Annotated in this window: 13 protein-coding genes and 1 pseudogene; 13 read left to right on the forward strand and 1 reads right to left on the reverse strand. The window is 69.4% G+C overall.

Annotated features, from left to right (window positions below):
* Positions 1 to 117: 117 nt before the first annotated feature.
* Complete coding sequence (locus ACFVAV_RS02445) at positions 118 to 1,170, forward strand: ABC transporter permease (RefSeq protein ID WP_379028701.1); 1,053 nt, start codon at positions 118 to 120, stop codon at positions 1,168 to 1,170.
* 10 nt (positions 1,171 to 1,180) lie between these two features.
* Entirely contained in the window at positions 1,181 to 1,897 is a 717-nt protein-coding gene (locus ACFVAV_RS02450; RefSeq protein WP_379028703.1) for an ABC transporter ATP-binding protein, read from the forward strand.
* Between the two features lie 181 nt (positions 1,898 to 2,078).
* On the opposite strand, the pseudogene ACFVAV_RS02455 reads toward ACFVAV_RS02450, so the two are convergent.
* Positions 2,079 to 2,627 (reverse strand): annotated as a pseudogene (locus ACFVAV_RS02455) (TetR/AcrR family transcriptional regulator); the annotation flags it as partial.
* Between the two features lie 137 nt (positions 2,628 to 2,764).
* Here ACFVAV_RS02455 and ACFVAV_RS02460 point away from each other — a divergent pair.
* From ACFVAV_RS02460 to ACFVAV_RS02510, 11 genes are all read left to right on the forward strand, one after another.
* Positions 2,765 to 4,372: a carboxyl transferase domain-containing protein gene (locus ACFVAV_RS02460; protein ID WP_379028705.1), complete on the forward strand. Its 1,608-nt coding sequence runs from the start codon at positions 2,765 to 2,767 to the stop codon at positions 4,370 to 4,372.
* Between the two features lie 5 nt (positions 4,373 to 4,377).
* The gene (locus ACFVAV_RS02465; protein WP_379028707.1) at positions 4,378 to 6,441 is read left to right on the forward strand and encodes an acetyl/propionyl/methylcrotonyl-CoA carboxylase subunit alpha; all 2,064 of its coding nucleotides are present in this window, start codon (positions 4,378 to 4,380) and stop codon (positions 6,439 to 6,441) included.
* A complete protein-coding gene (locus ACFVAV_RS02470; RefSeq protein WP_189025738.1) occupies positions 6,438 to 7,598 on the forward strand; it encodes an acyl-CoA dehydrogenase family protein in 1,161 nt (386 codons plus the stop codon). Before ACFVAV_RS02465 ends, ACFVAV_RS02470 begins: the two co-directional genes overlap by 4 nt.
* Entirely contained in the window at positions 7,595 to 8,077 is a 483-nt protein-coding gene (locus tag ACFVAV_RS02475; protein WP_379028710.1) for a MaoC family dehydratase, read from the forward strand. Before ACFVAV_RS02470 ends, ACFVAV_RS02475 begins: the two co-directional genes overlap by 4 nt.
* 70 nt (positions 8,078 to 8,147) lie before the next feature.
* Positions 8,148 to 8,978: an HpcH/HpaI aldolase/citrate lyase family protein gene (locus ACFVAV_RS02480; RefSeq protein ID WP_379028712.1), complete on the forward strand. Its 831-nt coding sequence runs from the start codon at positions 8,148 to 8,150 to the stop codon at positions 8,976 to 8,978.
* Positions 8,979 to 9,050: 72 nt separating this feature from the next.
* Entirely contained in the window at positions 9,051 to 10,994 is a 1,944-nt protein-coding gene (locus ACFVAV_RS02485; protein WP_379028714.1) for an acetoacetate--CoA ligase, read from the forward strand.
* 12 nt (positions 10,995 to 11,006) lie between these two features.
* Positions 11,007 to 12,230, forward strand: a complete 1,224-nt coding sequence (locus ACFVAV_RS02490; protein WP_379028716.1) for a TetR/AcrR family transcriptional regulator — start codon at positions 11,007 to 11,009, stop codon at positions 12,228 to 12,230.
* Between the two features lie 100 nt (positions 12,231 to 12,330).
* Positions 12,331 to 12,570 carry a helix-turn-helix domain-containing protein gene (locus tag ACFVAV_RS02495; protein ID WP_379028718.1) on the forward strand — a complete coding sequence of 80 codons (240 nt, stop codon included), beginning with the start codon at positions 12,331 to 12,333 and terminating at the stop codon, positions 12,568 to 12,570.
* Positions 12,563 to 12,889: a HipA N-terminal domain-containing protein gene (locus tag ACFVAV_RS02500; protein WP_379028720.1), complete on the forward strand. Its 327-nt coding sequence runs from the start codon at positions 12,563 to 12,565 to the stop codon at positions 12,887 to 12,889. The genes ACFVAV_RS02495 and ACFVAV_RS02500 overlap by 8 nt, the downstream gene beginning before the upstream one ends.
* On the forward strand, positions 12,855 to 13,550 hold the full coding sequence (locus tag ACFVAV_RS02505) for a type II toxin-antitoxin system HipA family toxin (RefSeq protein ID WP_379028722.1): 696 nt from the start codon (positions 12,855 to 12,857) through the stop codon (positions 13,548 to 13,550). Before ACFVAV_RS02500 ends, ACFVAV_RS02505 begins: the two co-directional genes overlap by 35 nt.
* Before the next feature lie 150 nt (positions 13,551 to 13,700).
* Positions 13,701 to 15,149 carry a DUF1254 domain-containing protein gene (locus ACFVAV_RS02510; protein ID WP_379028724.1) on the forward strand — a complete coding sequence of 483 codons (1,449 nt, stop codon included), beginning with the start codon at positions 13,701 to 13,703 and terminating at the stop codon, positions 15,147 to 15,149.
* Positions 15,150 to 15,156: the final 7 nt, after the last annotated feature.

Raw genomic sequence — 15,156 nt, forward strand, 5'->3', positions numbered from 1 at the left:
TGTGCGGCAACCGGACCGGCATCCATCGAAAGGTGTAAACGCGGGCAGACCTTGGGTGGAGCGCGTTTCGTGCGCCCGTGCGATGGCCCGGCGGCCGTTCGCGGCGAGAGTGGAGGCATGTTCGTCGCACTCCGAGACCTGCGGGCCGCCCGCGGCCGCTTCCTGTTGATCACCACGGTCGTCCTGCTGGTGGCGGTGCTGGTCAGTTTCCTGAGTGGCCTCACTGCCGGGCTGGCGCACCAGAACATCTCCGCGGTCCAGGGCCTGCGCGCCGACCAGGTGGTGTTCGCCGAGACCGGCACCGATCCGTCCTTCGACTCCTCGGTGCTCACCGAGGAGCAGATCGCGCAGTGGCGCACGATGGGTGGGATCGAGGTCACCCCGGTCGGCATCTCCCGGGCCCGCGCCGAACACGCAGGCGCGAGCCCGGAACAGGTCGCGTTGTTCGGCGGCGAGCCGTCGGCGTTCAGCAATCACCCTGCTACCGCACCGGGCGCGGTGGTGCTGAGTTCCGGCGCCGCCCGCGAACTCGCCGCGGGCACCGGCGACACCGTGGTGCTGGCCGGACACGAGTTCACCGTCGCCGACGTCGCCGGTGACGAGTGGTACAGCCATACCCCCGTGATCTGGACGAGCATGGCGGATTGGCAAGCGGCCAGCCCCCGCTCCGGCGCGGCGACCGTGCTCGCGGTGACCGGCAACGCACCGCGCAACAACCTCGACGCCGAGGCCGGAACGCACACGGTGCCCGCGCAGGACGCCGTCCAGGCGATCGGCTCCTACCAGGCCGAGAACAGCTCGCTCACCTTGATGACGGTATTGCTGTTCGCGATCTCCGCACTGGTCATCGGCGCCTTCTTCACGGTATGGACCGTGCAGCGCCAGCCCGATATCGCCACGTTGAAAGCCCTCGGCGCCACCACCGGTTCGCTGGCCGTCGACGCACTGGCGCAGGCCGCGATCGTGCTGGCCGTCGGCGTCACGATCGGTCTCGGCATCACCGCGGTGGCCTCGTTGTTCCTCGGTGACGCCATGCCGTTCGTGCTGTCGCTGTCGACCACGCTGGTGCCCGCGCTGGCCCTGATCCTGCTCGGCCTCGTCGGCGCCGCGGTCGCGCTGCGCTTCCTGTTCACCACCGACCCGCTGACCGCGCTCGGCGCGACCCGCTGAAGGACTCCCCATGGCACTGACCCTCACCGAAGTCACCCTGACCTACCCCGACGGCGCGAGCAGGCTCACCGCCCTCGACCGGGTGTCCATGCATGTCCCCGGCGGCACGATCGCCGCGGTCACCGGCCCGTCCGGCTCGGGCAAGTCGAGTCTGCTGGCCGTGGCGGCGACGCTGATCCGGCCCGACTCGGGCGCAGTCGTCCTCGATACCGACACGGGCAGCACCGATCTCGCGACGCTGAGCAGGCGCGCCGCGTCCGAGGTCCGCCGCACCGCGATGGGCATCGTCTTCCAGCAGCCGAACCTCATTCCGGCGCTGACGGCGCTCGAACAGCTCGAGGTCACCGCCCACCTCGGCGGCAAGCCACGCGCCGGACGCAGCGAGACCAAGTCCCGCGCACGGGAATTGCTCGATGCGGTGGGCCTGTCCGAGCACGCAGGCAAGCGCCCGGCCCAGCTTTCCGGCGGACAGCGCCAGCGCGTCAATATCGCCCGCGCCCTGATGAACGACCCGGCCCTGCTCGTCGTCGACGAACCGACCAGCGCCCTGGACTCCGAACGCGGCGCGGCCGTCCTCGACCTGATCACCACCATCGCCCGCGAACACAGGGCCGCGACGATCCTGGTCACCCACGACCCGACCCACCTGCACCGCATGGACGCGGTCTACCGGATGACCGACGGCCGGCTGACCACCCTCGACGTCCCCGCACCCGCCCTCGCCTGACCCGACGCGCTCGGCGCCGGGACCGTAGGCCCGGGCCGGCTTGTGGCCAACGGGCATCACCCGATCAATGCCGCTGATCGTCGATCAGGTCGGTGACGATTCCGCTGCCGCGTACCGGTTCCGTCGCCGGCTGTTTGCGCTTGCGAGCAGGCTGAATCCGCGACGGGGCCTGTGGCGACTCCGACAATGCCGCGAGCGCCATCTGCCGCAGCACCGGGCGGGCCCTCGTCGCACTCGCCGGGGTCGCGCTGTGCGGGGTCGAGTTGATCAGCCCGAAGGCCGCGTGGGCCTGGACGCGGGCGGTGTCCTCGGCGAGGCCGGGATGCACCTCACGCAGCACCTGGACCCACACCTCGACGTACTGGCGCTGGGTGCGGCGCAGGGTGCGGCGGTCGGCGGCGGGGACGTTGTCGAGGTCGCGGTCCTGGATGCGGATGAGCTCGGGATCGTCGAAGGCGAAGTCGAGGTGGAAATCGACCAGCCCCTCCAGCGCCTCGGCCGGGGACGACGCCGACGCGACGACCGCCCGGCCGCCGTCGAGCAGCCGCTCACTGACGCCGACGAGGAGTTCGACGAGCAGGGCCTCTTTGTTCGCGAAGTGCCGGTAGACGGCCGGTCCGCTGATGCCGACCGCCGCGCCGAGGTCGTCGAGGCGGACGCCGAAGAATCCGCGATCGGCGATCAGCCGGGCGCCCGCGTCGAGCAACTGCTCCCGGCGCTGGGCCTTCATCAATTCGCGCCGGGTCACCGGGGCGGGCTCGAGCGTGGCCAACCTCGACTCCCTTCCACCGGGTCTGGACAACTTGGTTAGTCAAGATTAACCTGAATTTCAGTTATTGGCGATTAACCGGATGGCAGGATGGCGTGATGACCGTTACGCACGACCTCGACAACGGCACCGCGGCCGCGACGAGCAACCGGGACGCGCACCGCGCCCTGGTCGACGAGCTGCGGCAGCGGCTGGCGACGACGGCGCTGGGCGGCCCGCAGAAGTCGCGCGAGCGGCACGCGGCCAGGGGCAAGCTGCTCCCCCGCGAGCGGGTCGACCAGCTGCTCGACCCCGGCAGCCCGTTCCTCGAACTGTCCCCGCTGGCGGGCAACGGCATGTACGGCGACGAGTGCCCCGGCGCGGGCGTGATCGCCGGCATCGGCCGCATCGCGGGCCGCGAGTGCCTGGTCCTGGCCAACGACGCGACGGTCAAGGGCGGCACCTACTACCCGATCTCGGTGAAGAAGCACCTGCGCGCGCAGGAGGTGGCCGCGCAGAACAACCTGCCGTGCGTGTACCTGGTGGACTCCGGCGGCGCCTTCCTGCCGCACCAGGACGAGGTGTTCCCCGACCGCGAGCACTTCGGCCGCATCTTCTACAACCAGGCGAACATGAGCGCCAAGGGCATCGCCCAGATCGCGGCGGTGATGGGTTCGTGCACCGCCGGTGGCGCCTACGTGCCCGCGATGGCCGACGAGGCCGTCATCGTGCGCGATCAGGGCACCATCTTCCTGGGCGGCCCGCCGCTGGTGAAGGCGGCGACCGGTGAGGTCGTCACGGCGGAGGAACTCGGCGGCGGCCTGCTGCACTCGCGGACCTCCGGCGTCACCGACCACCTCGCCGAGGACGACCGCGACGCGCTGCGCATCGTCCGCAAGATCGTCGGCACGCTCGGCCCGAAGCCCGAGGCTCCGTGGGAGGTGCTGCCGACCACCCCGCCGGCCAAGCCCGAGGACGAGCTCTACGACGTGGTTCCCGTCGACCCGCGCACACCCTACGACGTGCGCGAGGTGATCGACCGGATCGTCGACGGCGAGGCCGGATTCCACGAGTTCAAGGCCGAATACGGCAAGACCCTGGTCACCGGGTTCGCCCGCATCCACGGCCACCCGGTCGGCATCGTCGCCAACAACGGCGTGCTGTTCAGCGAATCCGCCATGAAGGGCGCGCATTTCATCGAACTGTGCGACAAGCGCAAGATCCCGCTGCTGTTCCTGCAGAACATCACCGGCTTCATGGTCGGGCGCGACTACGAGGCGGGTGGCATCGCCAAGCACGGCGCGAAGATGGTCACCGCGGTGGCGTGCGCGCGGGTCCCGAAGCTGACCGTGGTGATCGGCGGCTCCTACGGCGCGGGCAACTACTCCATGTGCGGGCGCGCGTATTCGCCGCGCTTCCTGTGGATGTGGCCGAACGCGCGCATCTCGGTGATGGGCGGCGAGCAGGCGGCCTCGGTGCTGGCGACCGTGCGCGGCGACCAGCTCGACAGCGCGGGCAAGCCGTGGTCCGAGGCGGATCAGGAGGCCTTCAAGGCGCCGATCCGGGAGCAGTACGAGACCCAGGGCAACCCCTACTACGCGACCGCGCGGATCTGGGACGACGGCGTCATCGCGCCCACCGACACCAGAACCGCGCTCGGACTTGCCCTCTCGGTGTGCGCGCAAGCGCCGCTCGAGCCCGTTTCCTACGGCGTCTTCCGGATGTGAGAGACATGCTGAACAAATCCCACCCCGTCGAATTCGACACCGTCCTGGTCGCCAATCGCGGTGAGATCGCGGTGCGCGTCATCAAGACCTTGCGCGCTATGGGCATTCGCTCGGTCGCGGTGTACAGCGACGCCGATGCCGACGCCCGCCATGTGCGGGAGGCCGATGTGGCGGTGCGCCTCGGGCCCGCGCCCGCACGCGAGAGCTACCTGTCGATCGAGAAGGTCGTCGACGCCGCCCTGCGCTCCGGCGCCCAGGCCGTTCACCCCGGTTATGGCTTCCTGTCGGAGAATTCGGCGTTCGCGGCCGCGCTGGCCGACGCGGGCATCGTCTTCCTCGGGCCGCCCGCCAAGGCGATCGAGGTGATGGGCGACAAGATCACCGCCAAGAAGACCGTCACCGCGTTCGGTGTGCCGGTGGTTCCCGGCATCGCCGAGCCCGGCCTCACCGACGAGCAATTGATCACCGCCGCGGCCGAAGTCGGCTACCCCGTGCTGGTGAAGCCGTCCGCCGGTGGTGGCGGCAAGGGCATGCGCCGGGTAGACCGGGCCGAGGACCTGCCTGCCGCACTGGTCAGCGCGCGACGGGAGGCGGGCGCGTCCTTCGGTGACGACACCCTGTTCCTGGAGCGGTTCGTCACCCGGCCCCGCCACATCGAGGTGCAGATCCTGGCCGACACGTTCGGCAATGTCGTGCACCTGGGCGAACGCGAATGCAGCTTGCAGCGCAGGCATCAGAAGGTGATCGAGGAAGCGCCCTCGCCGCTGCTCGACGCCGCGACCAGGGCCCGCATCGGCACCGCGGCCTGCAATACCGCGCGCAGCGTCGACTATGTCGGCGCGGGCACCGTGGAGTTCATCGTCTCCGCCGACCGGCCCGACGAGTTCTTCTTCATGGAGATGAACACCCGGTTGCAGGTCGAGCATCCGGTGACCGAGATGGTCACCGGCGTCGACCTGGTGGAGTGCCAGGTGCGGGTCGCCGCTGGTCAGAAACTGGCGCGTACGCAGGACGAGATCCACCTGGTCGGGCATGCGATCGAAGCGCGCGTCTACGCCGAGGACCCGGGTCGCGGCTTCCTGCCCACCGGTGGCACCGTGCTCGCCCTCGCCGAGCCGAACGGCCCTGGCGTGCGGGTGGATTCGGGCTTGTCCGAGGGGACCGTGGTCGGCAGCGACTACGACCCGATGCTGTCGAAGGTGATCGCCCGCGGCACCACCCGGGCCGACGCGCTCGGCGCACTGGACCGCGCACTCGAGCAGACTGTGCTGCTCGGCGTCACCAGCAATATCGAGTTCCTGCGTTTCCTGCTCGCCGACGACGACGTGCAGGCAGGCCGCCTCGACACCGCGCTGCTCGACCGCCGGGTGGCCGACTTCCGGCCCGCCGCCGTCACCGACGACGAATTCATCGCCGCCGCGGCGTATCACTGGCTGCGCCGGTGGCCGAGCACGGATGGTGATCCGTGGTCGGTGCCGTCGGGCTGGCGGCTGGGCGTACCGGCGCCGACCGGGATCCGGCTCGCGGGTGGCGATCAGGTCCGCCACGTCTTCATTACGGGCACACCGGAATCCGCGACCGTTCGACTGGAAGCCGATGACGCAGCGCGGCCGGGCGCATCCACCGACGAGACCGACACCCGCTCACTCGCGGTCGCCCTGCTCGACGACCGTCTCACCCTCACCGTGGACGGACTCCGGCGCGTGCATCGCGTCGCCGAGGCCGACGGCCAGCTGTGGGTGAGCAGCGCCGGCAGTGTCGCCGTGCTGCGCGAGGTCGCCGAGAAGAGCGCGCGTGGCGATGCCGCGCACGTCGGTGACGCCGAAATCCGCAGTCCCATGCCGGGTTCGGTGATCGCGACGCCGGTCGAAGACGGCGCGACCGTCGACATCGGCGACCCGGTGATCGTCATCGAGGCCATGAAGATGGAGCACGCACTCACCGCGCCCGTCGCGGGCACTGTGGAACTCCTGGCGCAGCCGGGCGCCCAGGTGAAGCTGGACCAGGTGCTGGTCCGCGTCATCGCCCATCCCACCGACACCGCCGACGCGGAAGGAACCCCCGCATGACCGACTACCTGTCCACCGGATCACTGCCGGACGAATACCGGCAGCTCGCCCTGACCGTGCGCGACTTCGCCCAGCAGGTCGTCGCGCCCGTCTCGGCCAAACACGATGCCGAGCACAGCTTCCCGTACGAAGTCGTCGCCGGTATGGCCGACATGGGCCTGTTCGGCCTGCCGTTCCCCGAGGAATTCGGCGGCATGGGTGGCGACTACTTCGCCCTGTGCCTGGCGCTCGAGGAACTCGGCAAGGTCGACCAGAGCGTGGCCATCACCCTCGAGGCGGGCGTCTCGCTGGGCGCGATGCCGATCTACCGCTTCGGCAACGACAAGCAGAAGACCGAATGGCTGCCCCAGCTCACCAGCGGGCGGGCGCTGGCCGGTTTCGGCCTCACCGAACCCGACGCGGGCAGCGACGCGGGCGGCACCCGCACCACCGCGGTCGAGGACGGCGAGAGCTGGGTGATCAACGGCGCCAAGCAGTTCATCACCAACTCCGGCACCGACATCACCCGCCTGGTCACGGTCACCGCGGTCACCGGGCAGACCGGCGGCAAGAAGGAGATCTCCACCATCCTGGTGCCGACCACCACCCCCGGTTTCGTCGCCGAACCGGCCTACAACAAGGTCGGCTGGAACGCCTCCGACACCCACCCGCTGAGCTTCACCGATGTGCGGGTGCCGAAGGAGAATCTGCTCGGCGAGCGCGGCCGCGGCTACGCCAACTTCCTGCGCATCCTCGACGAGGGCCGCATCGCCATCGCCGCGCTCGCGGTGGGCGCCGCGCAGGGCTGCGTCGACGAGAGCGTGCGCTACGCCGGCGAGCGCCAGGCGTTCGGGCAGGCCATCGGCCGCAACCAGGCCATCGCGTTCAAGATCGCCCGGATGGAGGCGCGGGCCCACGTCGCGCGCACCGCCTACTACGACGCGGCCGCGCTGATGCTGGCGGGCAAGCCGTTCAAGAAGGCCGCCTCGATCGCCAAGATGGTCGCCAGCGAGGCCGCGATGGACAACGCGCGCGACGCCACGCAGATCTTCGGCGGCAACGGATTCATGAACGAATACCCCGTGTCCAGGCACTACCGTGACAGCAAGATCCTGGAAATCGGTGAGGGCACGACGGAGGTGCAGCTGATGCTGATCGCAAGGGAGCTCGGCCTGTGAGCGAAGCGAGGCGGGTCGTCCAGCGGGGATTGTGGTTCGAGGAGTTCGAAGTCGGCACGATCTACGAGCACCGGCCGGGCCGCACCATCACCGAGGCCGACAACGTCCTGTTCACCACGCTGACCATGAACACCCAGGCGCTGCACCTGGACGCGGCCTTCGCCGACGCGCAGCCGCCGTTCAACCAGCGCCTGGTGAACTCGATGTTCACGCTGTCGACGCTGGTCGGCCTGTCGGTCGCCCAGCTCACCCAGGGCACCCTGGTGGCCAATCTCGGGTTCTCCGAGATGTCGCTGCCCGCACCGCTGTTCCACGGCGACACGATGTACGCCGAGACACTGGTCACCGACAAGCGGGAATCCAAGAGCCGTCCGGGTGAGGGCATCGTCAGCCTCACCCACACCGCGCGCAACCAGGACGGCGTGATCGTGGCGAAGGCGGTCCGGCAGACCCTGGTCAGGAAGGCACCCGCGGAATGAGCGGACAACGCCCGGAGGAACTGGTGTGCCGCACCATTCCCGGGCGCCCCGGCCCCCGAAAGGACACAGCATGACGATGACGGGAGACAGCGTGAGTGCCTGGGAACCGAGCGGACCGGCCTGGTTGTTCTGCCCGGCCGATCGCCCCGAGCGCTTCGCCAAGGCCGCCGCGGTGGCCGATGTGGTGATCCTCGATCTCGAGGACGGGGTGGCCGCGGGTGACAAGGCCGCGGCCAGGAAAGCCCTGATCGAAACCCCGCTCGACCCGCAGCACACCGTGATTCGCGTGAACGCCGCCGACACCGACGAGCACGCGGCCGACCTGGCCGCGCTCGCGCAGACCACCTACCGGCGGATCATGCTGCCCAAATGCGAATCCGCCGAACAGGTTCGGAGCCTGGCAGGCTACGAGGTGATCGTGCTGGTCGAGTCGCCGCTCGGCGCGGTGCGGGTGGCCGAATCGGTCGCGGCCGAGAACGCGATCGGCGTGATGTGGGGCGCCGAGGACCTGGTCGCGGGACTGGGCGGCAACTCCAGCAGGCACGCCGACGGCAGCTACCGCGATGTCGCCCGGCACGTGCGCTCGACGAGTCTGCTGGCGGCCAAGGCCGTCGGCCGGTTCGCCCTGGATTCGGTGTTTCTGAACATCAAGGATCTGGAGGGGCTGGCGGTGGAGACGCTCGACGCCGTGGCCGTCGGATTCGATGCCAAGGTGGCCATCCATCCCAGTCAGGTGGCGGTGATCCGCGAGGGATACGCGCCCGATCCGGACGAGATCGATTGGGCTCGCCGGGTTCTCGCCGAGGTGCCCAACCATCGTGGGGTCTTCGCGTTCGAAGGCCGCATGGTCGACGCGCCGGTTCTGCGGCACGCCGAGCAGATCGTCCGCCGGGCCGGCTGAGTACTCCCCGGCGCGCCGGGTAACCATTCGCCGGGGACCCCGGTACACGAGCAATCCACAGGAGGACATCCGGTGCAACCGCAATGGGAGCCGAACGCCCAGGACATCGCGTCGGCACGGATCACCGACTTCGCTGCTTTCGTCGGAGCCAGGACCGGCAAGGCGTACCCCGGCTACCGCGCGCTGTGGCAGTGGTCGGTCGACGACATCGCCGGGTTCTGGCAGGCGCTGTGGGAGTACTTCGAGCTCGGTCCCATCGCCGACGGTGTGCTCGGTGGGCGGGAGATGCCCGGCGCGCAGTGGTTCCCCGGGACCCGGCTGAACTACGTCGACCAGATCATTCGGCAGGCGCGGCCGGACCGGCCCGCCGTCATCGCCCTGCACGAGGACGCCGAGCCGGAAGAGATCTCGTGGGCCGTGCTGATCGAGCAGGTCAGCGCCTTCGCGGGCACGCTGCGTGCGCAGGGCGTCGGCGCGGGCGACCGGGTGATCGGCTACCTGCCGAATATCCCGGAGGCGATCGTCGCCTTCCTCGCCACCGCGAGTATCGGCGCGGTGTGGAGCGCGTGCGGGCAGGACTACTCGGCCAAGGCGGCGCTGGACCGGCTCGGCCAGCTCGAGCCGACCGTCCTGGTGACGGCCGACGGCTACCGGTTCGGCGGTAAGCAGCACGACAAGCGGGCCGATATCGCCGCGCTGCAGGATGGTCTGCCCGGCCTTCGTGCCACCGTCGTGGTGTCGCAGCTCGGCCTCGACGTTCCGGACAGCGTGGCATGGTCCGATGCCGTCGCCGAGGTCGGCCTCGGTGTCATCGGCACCGCCGCTGTCGATTTCGATCATCCGCTGTGGATCGTGTTCTCCTCCGGCACCACCGGCCTGCCCAAGGGCATCGTGCACGGGCACGGGGGCGTATTGCTCGAACATCTGAAAGCTGTTGCGTTGCAGTCCGATATCGGGACCGACGACACCTTCTTCTGGTACACCAGCCCCAGCTGGATGATGTGGAACTTCCAGGTGGCCGGGCTGCTGGCGGGCGCGACCATCGTCACCTACGACGGTAGCCCGACCGCAGGCGCGCCGGATGCGCTGTGGCGCATCGCCGCTCAGGTGCGCGCCACCGTCCTCGGTACCAGCCCCGGCTATGTCCTCGGCTGCATCAAGGCGGGTTCCGTGCCGCGCACCGATCACGATCTGTCGGCCTTGCGCGCCGTCGGCATCACCGGCTCGGCGCTGCCCGTGTCGAGCGCGCTGTGGCTGAACGAGAACGCGGGCGAGCACGTGCAGGTGAACTCGATCAGCGGCGGCACCGATGTGGTGTCGGCCTTCATCGGCGGCGTGCCCACCGTGCCGGTCTGGCCCGGCGAGCTGTCGGCGCCGTATCTCGGTGTCGCCCTCGACGCCTTCGACGAGCAGGGCGCACCGGTGCGCGGCGAGGTCGGCGAGCTGGTGGTGACCCAGCCGATGCCGTCGATGCCCGTCAGCTTCTGGCGCGACGAAGACGGAAAGCGCTACCACGCCGCCTATTTCGACACCTACCCCGGCGTCTGGCGGCACGGTGACTGGATCACCCTGACCGAGCGGGGCAGCGTCGTCGTGCACGGCCGCTCCGACTCCACCCTCAACCGGCACGGAATCCGGATGGGCAGCGCCGACATCTACCAGGTCGTCGAACAGTTCCCGGAGATCGCCGAGGCCTTGGTGATCGGCGCCGAACAACCCGACGGCGGCTACTGGATGCCCCTGTTCGTCGTCCTCGCCCCCGGCGCCGAACTCACCGACGACCTGAAAACCCGCCTCGCCACCGCAATCCGCACCGAGGTCTCCCCCCGCCACGTCCCCGACGAGATCCGCGAGGCCCCCGGCATCCCCCACACCAGGACCGGCAAGAAACTGGAAGTCCCGATCAAGAAACTCTTCCAGGGCGCCGACCCCACCCGCGTCGTCGAACGCAGCGCCGTCGACGACCCCGCGCTGCTGGACTGGTATGCCCGTATCACCCCGCCCCACAAGCCCTAATACACTCCGGGTATGAATGTCGGCGAGTCTCGTGGAGCACGTGGATCGGTAGTCGGCGCGAAGGATGGTGTGCGGCGGCGGCCGAAGAATCGGCGGGCGCAGATCGCGGCCACCTCGGCGATGGCATTCGGCGCCGCCGGGTACCACGGGGTGAGCATGGAGGACATCGCGGCCGGGCTCGGCATCAGCTCGGCCGCGCTGTACCGGCACTACCCGAGCAAGTACGCGTTGTTCCGGGAGGAGCTGCTGCGCGTCGGCCAGGCCTTCACCGCCTCGGTCGCCGCATCCGTTGACGCGACACCGTCTGCTGCGGAACGGTTGCGGCACATGCTGACCGGGCTCGTCGGCGCGACGGTGGAGAACCGGGCGACGGTCACGCTGGTGCGCTGGGAGGGCCGCTACCTGGAGCCGGCCGACCGGCTGGTGCTCGACGAGCAGCGCGCCTGCGTGCAGATCGCCCTCGACGAGCAGCTGGCAGTGCTGCGCCCCGAGCTGACCGCGCCGGATCTGCGGGTGCTGTCGACCGCGATGTTCGGCGTGGTCACCAGCATCGCCGATCATCACGCCGCCCTGCCCGCCCGCACACTGAACCGGCTGCTCGGCGCCGCCTGTCTCGCCCTGGCCGAGAGCGGATTGCCGCCCGCGGCAACGATTTCGGAACAGCCGACCCAGGTCGAGATCCCGGACTCGTTCAAACACGAACTGCTGCTACGCAAAGCGGTCGAGCTCTTCCACGAACGCGGCTACCCGAACGTGAGCGTCGAGGACATCGCCTCCGCCGCCGGCCTGTCGGCCGCCTCGGCGGTCTACCGCTTCTATCGCGGCAAGAGCGACATCCTCGCCGCCGCCTTCCGCCGCGCGGCGGACCGGGTGTCCGGCGCGATCGGCCCCGCCGTCGCGGGCACCCCCGACAGCGGCGCGGCCCTCGATGTCCTGATCGGCCAGTTCGTGACCGACACCTTCGACGAACGCGCACTAGCCGTCGTCTACTACGCCGAATTCGGGCACGTCCCCGCCGAGGAACGCGCGGTCCTGCGCAATATCCAGCGCCTGAGCGTCCAGGAATGGGCCCGCCTGGTCCGCGAGGAACGCCCCGAACTCTCCGCCGCCGAGTCCCGCTTCCTGGTCCACGCGGCCTTCGCCATGGTCATCGACCTAGGCCAGGCCTTCGGCGGCAACCCCATCGCCTGCCGCGCCAGAGTCGCCTACCTCATGCGCCGGGTCCTACTCGGCTGACCCGCACATCATGCCCGTGACGAGCTTTTCGTAGTCATCAGCGTGAACTACCATAAGGTAGTCACACGTGATGACTACCAAATCGTAGTCGGGAGGCAGTATGGCGTACACCGGCAAAGTCACCAGCCCCGAATCACTGGGCCGCATCCTGCAACAAGCCCGCCTGCTCAGCGGCCTCAGCCAGCGTGAACTCGCCGACCGGCTCGGCACCAGCCAGCGCTACGTCTGGGAGATGGAGGCGGGCAAACCGTCGATCTACACCGACCGGCTCTTCGCCATGATGCGCGAGACCGGCATGCACCTCACCGCCACGATCGACCCGGCCGACGCCGATGACTGACCTCGTCGTCGAGCTCTACGAAACCCGGGTGGGCACGCTGACCGGCAGCCGCCAGGACTTCGAGTTCGTCCCCGCCCCCTCGGCCATCGAGACCTTCGGCCTGGACAGCACCATCCTGTCGCTGGCGATCCCCTTCGCTGTCGTGCCGACACGCTCGGGAAAGGGTCGCCGCCAGAACTTCTTTCGCGAGTTGCTGCCGGAGGGTCGGATGCTGAGTCGGCTGGCGCAGGAGGCGGGACTGGCCGAGCGTGACACCATCGGATTGCTGCGCCGCTACGGTCGCGGTGTCGTCCCGCGATTACCCCACGTCCATCTATGACGAGGAATACGGCGCTCGAATAGTCCGGGCCGCCGACCTCGCCGATTTCCAGACCTGGATCGCGGAGTTCGACGGGGTTTCAGCGTTGGTGATCGAGCGCTACGACCGGGCGCAGAATGCGCCGGGCGGCCGGATCCACCAGGAGGACTTCAGCCAGATCTTGGGCGCAACCGGCGACCAGAAGTACCAGCGGTTCGGCGGGCGGGTTTCTCTCGAGCGCATTGCGAAGACCCTGATGACGACAGTCGGCCGTGAGCCGGTGGCGCGCCTGCTCCGCATGACGACGGCGGCTGTGGCGGTCGGCAACCTGGACATGCACGCGAAGAACATCTCGTTACTGCACCCACCGGACGGCTCCGCCGGATTGGCTCCGGCCTACGATTTCGTGCCGCAGGTCCACCAGCCCAACGACGGTGAGATGGCGTTGGCCATCGATCAGGAATACCGGCACCGGGCGATCACGCGTGCGCAGCTGGTAGCCGAAGGGCAGCGATGGGGTCTGCGGAACGCCGATGATCTCGTCGAGAGTGCGCTCGCGTCCGTCCTCGACACCGTCGAGACCGAGCTGCCACACCCACGTGCCTACCCTGAACTGCAATCGGATATCGCCAGATTCGCGAGCAATCTGCGCGCCGGACGACCGGCGGGTAGACAAACATAACCGGCGATAACATCTCGTGTCCTGGCTCGACATCCGCGACCGAGGTGAAAGGCGGATACGATCTGCCTGACCCCCGACCCGGCTGACCTGCGCATTTCACCCGCTGCGGGTGAGGTGGAGCGGGGCGGGAGCGATTTATGGTGGCCGTCGATGCGCTCGAACGGAGAGTGGATGGATGGTCTGGCGGGTGAATACGGCGGGCTGAGCAGGCGTGGGCTGCTCGGGCTCGGCGCTGCGGGTGTGATGGCCGCGGCGCTGCCCGGTTGCGGCGGTGACGAGCCGGAGCGGGGGCCGAGGCGGACCACCGGGCCGCCGGACGTTCTCGCGCTCGCCATCGACGCCTATATCTTCGGCTATCCGATGATCATGCTGGACATGATGCGGGCGGCGAGCGGGCCGACGAACACCGTCGAGCACAGCGGGCTGCCCGATCCGGACACGCGCGTTGCCCGGCTCAGCCACGACATGGTCTATTCGCAGGCCTGGCTCAACCTCGACGACGAGCCGCTGGTGCTGCAGATTCCGGCGATGGAACCCGGCCGGTTCTGGCTGTTCCAGGTGCTCGACGGGTGGGCCAACACCGTGCACGATCTGACCAGCGAAGATTCACGCACCTCCGCCGATGGCGCAGGGCCGCCCTACACCTACGTCATCACCGGACCGGGGTGGTCGGGCACGGTGCCCGCACATACCACCCGGTTGCGCATGCCCGAGGTGATGTCGACGATCGTGGGCCGCATCCAGATCAACGGGCCGGGAGACGCGGCCCGGGTGAGCGACCTTCAGCAGCAGATCAAGCTGATCCCGTTGAGTGCCTGGCAACGCGGCGAATTCGACAGCACCGTGAGCCGCTTCCAGCCGATCTACCGCGGGCCGGAACCGCCGGTGAAGCGGATCGCGGCAATGGACGGCCGCACCTACCTCAATCGCCTGTGCCGGCTCCTGCTGACCACACCGCCCGCACCCGCCGACGCCCCCCTGATGCGGGAACTCGCCGCGATCGGGGTGCGGCCGGGTGGCACCGTCGACGGTCAGCCCGTCGACGTGCTCGACGAGGCCGTGCGCCAGGCGCAGCGCCGGATCACCGACTGGCGCGACCCCACCGCCCGGCACGTCAACGGCTGGGAAATCCCCATCGACCTGGGCGACTACGGCACCGACTACCTGCGCCGCGCGGCGGTAGCGATGCGCTCCCCCGGCGTCGCCCCGATCCGCAACGTCCTCTACGCGACGCTCTGGTCCGCCCCCGCCACCGACGACCAGGGCCTTCCCCTGCGCTATCGCATCCGCTTCGCCCGCGACGAATGGCCACCGGTAGCGGCCTTCGCCTCCCTCACCGCCTACGACCCCCAGGGCTTCCTGGTTCCCAACCCGAACGCGATCTACGCCGTAGGCCACGTCCCCCCACCCGTGGCCGCACCCGACGGCTCGATCGATATCGCCGTCCAATACGAGGACCCACGCCCCCGCGTCCCCACCGGAAACTGGCTCCCCATCCCACCCACCGGCGACTTCTCCCTCACCCTCCGCCTCTATGCCCCGAAAGAAGCAGCTCTCGACGGCACGTGGCAGCCGCCGCCGATGACGCTCGCGGACTGAACCGGGG

Source organism: Nocardia sp. NPDC057663, assembly GCF_042799895.1.
Lineage (GTDB): Bacteria > Actinomycetota > Actinomycetes > Mycobacteriales > Mycobacteriaceae > Nocardia.